This window comes from Nocardiopsis protaetiae (assembly GCF_045446735.1).
GTDB classification, from domain to species: domain Bacteria; phylum Actinomycetota; class Actinomycetes; order Streptosporangiales; family Streptosporangiaceae; genus Nocardiopsis; species Nocardiopsis protaetiae.
In genome coordinates this window covers 1-2,865 of the sequence record NZ_JBJJBV010000463.1, presented here as the reverse complement: position 1 = coordinate 2,865, position 2,865 = coordinate 1, and the positions used below count along the sequence as shown (strand labels likewise).

The following is a 2,865-nucleotide window of genomic DNA, read 5'->3' as shown; positions in this document are numbered from 1 at the left end:
CCCCCCCCCCCCGCCGGGGTCAGACCCCCGGGACGGTGTCGGTGAAGTCGGTGCCCGCCGAGCGCAGCGCGTCGACCTCGGCCGCCACCTGTGCCGGGGTCAGCACCTCGTCCTTGACGTGCAGGATCCAGTCGACGTCCTGGTGGTAGGCGCGGTACTCCCCCGAGCCGGTGAGCCCGTCGGCGATGAACCACTGGTTGACGTTCACCGACATCGGCGTCTCCGGGTAGTACGGCTCCCCGTGCCGGGCCACCTCCTGCCCGTCGATGTAATAGACGACCTCGCCGCCGGAGATGGTCATGACCAGGTCGTGCCACCCCTCGAAGCTGCGCACCAGCACGTCGTGGGTGTTCACCGCCTCCCACGGGTCGGGGTTGTAGGTCTCCCAGGTGGTGAGGTACATCGACAGCGGCTGCCCGCCCCAGCCCCCGTTGGGCAGGTACTCGAAGTCGGCCTCCCCGTAGTCGGGGTCCATCGGGTACTCCAGCGGGGTGATGGTGAAGAACGTCTGCACGACGTGGTCGCCGTCCGGGCCGGTGACCGGGGCGTCGGTGAACCGCACCCGGGCCGCGTAGGTGCCCTCGTAGAACTTGCGCGCGTGGTACACCTCGGTCTGCTCGGTGGTGGCGCCGTCGGTGGTGGACTCCAGGCGCATCACCGGTTCGCCGTCGGCGTTCGGGAAGGTGACGTTGGCGGGGTCCCAGACGGCGCCCGGGACGCCGGGGCCGCCCCCGCCGGAGCGGACGGTCCACCCGTGGGCGGACACGTCGGGGTCGTCGTGGGCGGTGTAGTGGAAGTCGTCGAACAGCAGCGCCCTCTGGGCCTGCGACGACACCAGGGCCGCGGGGCCGTCGGTGCCCGGGGCGAGCACCAGCGCGGCCCCGGCGGCGAGGGCGAGCCCGGCGGCCGGGAGGGCGGCGCGGGCCAGGGGCGTCCTCTTCTTCGTGTTCGTTCTGTGCGTTCCGGCGGTCATAGGGGGTTTCCTCTCAGCGGGTAGAGGGACGGTCGGGGGGCGGTGCGGCCGCGGCGGGTCCCGGGCGGCGGGCGTGCGGCGGCTCATCCCTTGACCGCCCCCGAGGCCAGGCCGGTGGTGACCCGGCCCTGCAACACGAGGAAGATCAGCAGCACCGGCAGCATGAACAGGGAGGACGCCGCCATGGTCGCCCCCCAGTCGGTCCCGAACGTGTTCTGGAAGGACGACAGCCACACCGGCAGGGTGCGGTCCCCCTGGTCCTTGATGATGAGCATGTTGGCGAACGCGAACTCGTTCCACGCCGTGATGAACCCGAACAGCGACGTGGCCAGCAACCCTGGCGCCAGCAGCGGGAACACCACCCGGCGGAACGCCCCGGCGCGGGTGGCGCCGTCGATCATCGCCGCCTCCTCCAGCTCCACCGGCACCGCCGCCAGGAACCCGCGCAGCGTCACGATGGTGAACGGCAGCGTGATCATGAAGTAGACGAGCGTCAGCATGGACAGCCGGTCGAGCATGTTCGTGTCCCGGGCGATCACGTAGACGGGGATGAGCATCGCCTCCCAGGGCGCCATCTGCGCGACGAACACCATGAGGATGAACCCGCGCCGCCCCCTCCAGCGCATCCGCGCCACCGCGAACGCCGCGAGCAGCGCGACGAGCAGGGACATCAGCACGGCGCTCACGGTGACCACGAGGCTGTTGCGCCAGTACCGCCAGAAGTTGTCGGCGTCGACCGCGGTGCGGAAGTGGTCCAGGGTGAGCGACACCGGGAGGAACACCGGGTCCTGCGCCTGGATGAGGAGCGTGGGCTTGAACGCCGTCAGCACCATCCAGTACACGGGGAACACCATCACCGCGGACACCGTGAGCGCGGCCAGCCCCAGCGGCACCCGCCGCCACAGCCCGGCACCCCGCCACGGCCGGACACCCCGCCGCGGGCGCCCCGGGGCTCCAACCCCGCGCACCGTCGTCCCCGTCACCGCTGCGCCTCCTGTCGGTACATGTGCCGGAAGTACACGGCCAGCAGCACGAGCAGCACCACCACCGTGATGGTGGACGCCGCCCCGGCCAGGTCGTACCGGTGCTGGAGGGTCGCGACCTTGAACGCGTACACCTGCAGGATCGTGGTGGCGTCGTTGGGCCCGCCCTGGCTGATCGCCCAGATCTGCGCGAACGCCTTGAACACCCAGATGACCTCCAGGCAGGCGACCAGCCCGAAGATCGCCCGGGTCATCGGCAGGGTGATCTCGGTGAACAGCCGCCAGGGCCCGGCGCCGTCGATGCGCGCCGCCTCGTACAGCTCCCGGGGGATGGTGGTCTGCGCCGCGTACAGGGTGATGGCCGCGAACGGGATGGACTGCCACACCACCAGGACCACCAGGATCCAGAAGGTGGCGGTGCCGTCGGCGAACCACGCGTAGGACTCGAACGAGGTGAACCCGGCCCGCACCAGCAGCCAGTTCACCACCCCCAGCCGGGACTGGAACATCCACTGGAAGATGGTGGTGGCGGCGATGACGGGGGTGGCCCAGGTGAGCACCAGCGCGGACATCACCGCCAGCCGCGGCCACCGGCCCAGCCGCACCAGCAGCAGGGAGATGAGGGTGGAGAGCACCATGATGAGGGTGACGGTCGCCGCGGTGAACCCGAAGGTGCGCTGGACGACCTCCCAGAACGTGGTGTCACCGAGGATCTCCCGGTAGTTGTCGAGCCCGGCGAACTCCGCCCCGCCGTTGATCAGCTCGCCCATCCGGAAGTGCTGGAGGGAGATGGCGATGTTGCGCAGCAGCGGGTAGAGCAGCAGGTAGGCGGCGCCCAGGACGGTGGGGGCGACCAGCAGGTAGGGCAGGGCGGAACGCAGGGGTGCGCCGCCGCGCCACCGGCGGCGG

3 protein-coding genes are annotated in these 2,865 nt (G+C 70.9%); all 3 read right to left on the bottom strand.

Annotation, left to right across the window (positions count from 1 at the left end):
* Positions 1 to 19: 19 nt before the first annotated feature.
* Entirely contained in the window at positions 20 to 973 is a 954-nt protein-coding gene (locus ACJOT3_RS33875; protein ID WP_406977213.1) for a glycoside hydrolase family 16 protein, read from the bottom strand.
* 83 nt (positions 974 to 1,056) lie between these two features.
* Positions 1,057 to 1,956, bottom strand: a complete 900-nt coding sequence (locus ACJOT3_RS33870; protein ID WP_406977212.1) for a carbohydrate ABC transporter permease — start codon at positions 1,954 to 1,956, stop codon at positions 1,057 to 1,059.
* The coding region (locus ACJOT3_RS33865) for a carbohydrate ABC transporter permease (RefSeq protein ID WP_406977211.1) at positions 1,953 to 2,865 on the bottom strand (913 nt) is incomplete at its 5' end. The genes ACJOT3_RS33870 and ACJOT3_RS33865, both read right to left, overlap by 4 nt.

Coding starts and splice junctions, on each gene's coding strand:
- ACJOT3_RS33875 (WP_406977213.1), bottom strand. CDS start 973: ATGACCGCCGGAACGCACAGAACGAACACGAAGAAGAGGACGCCCCTG.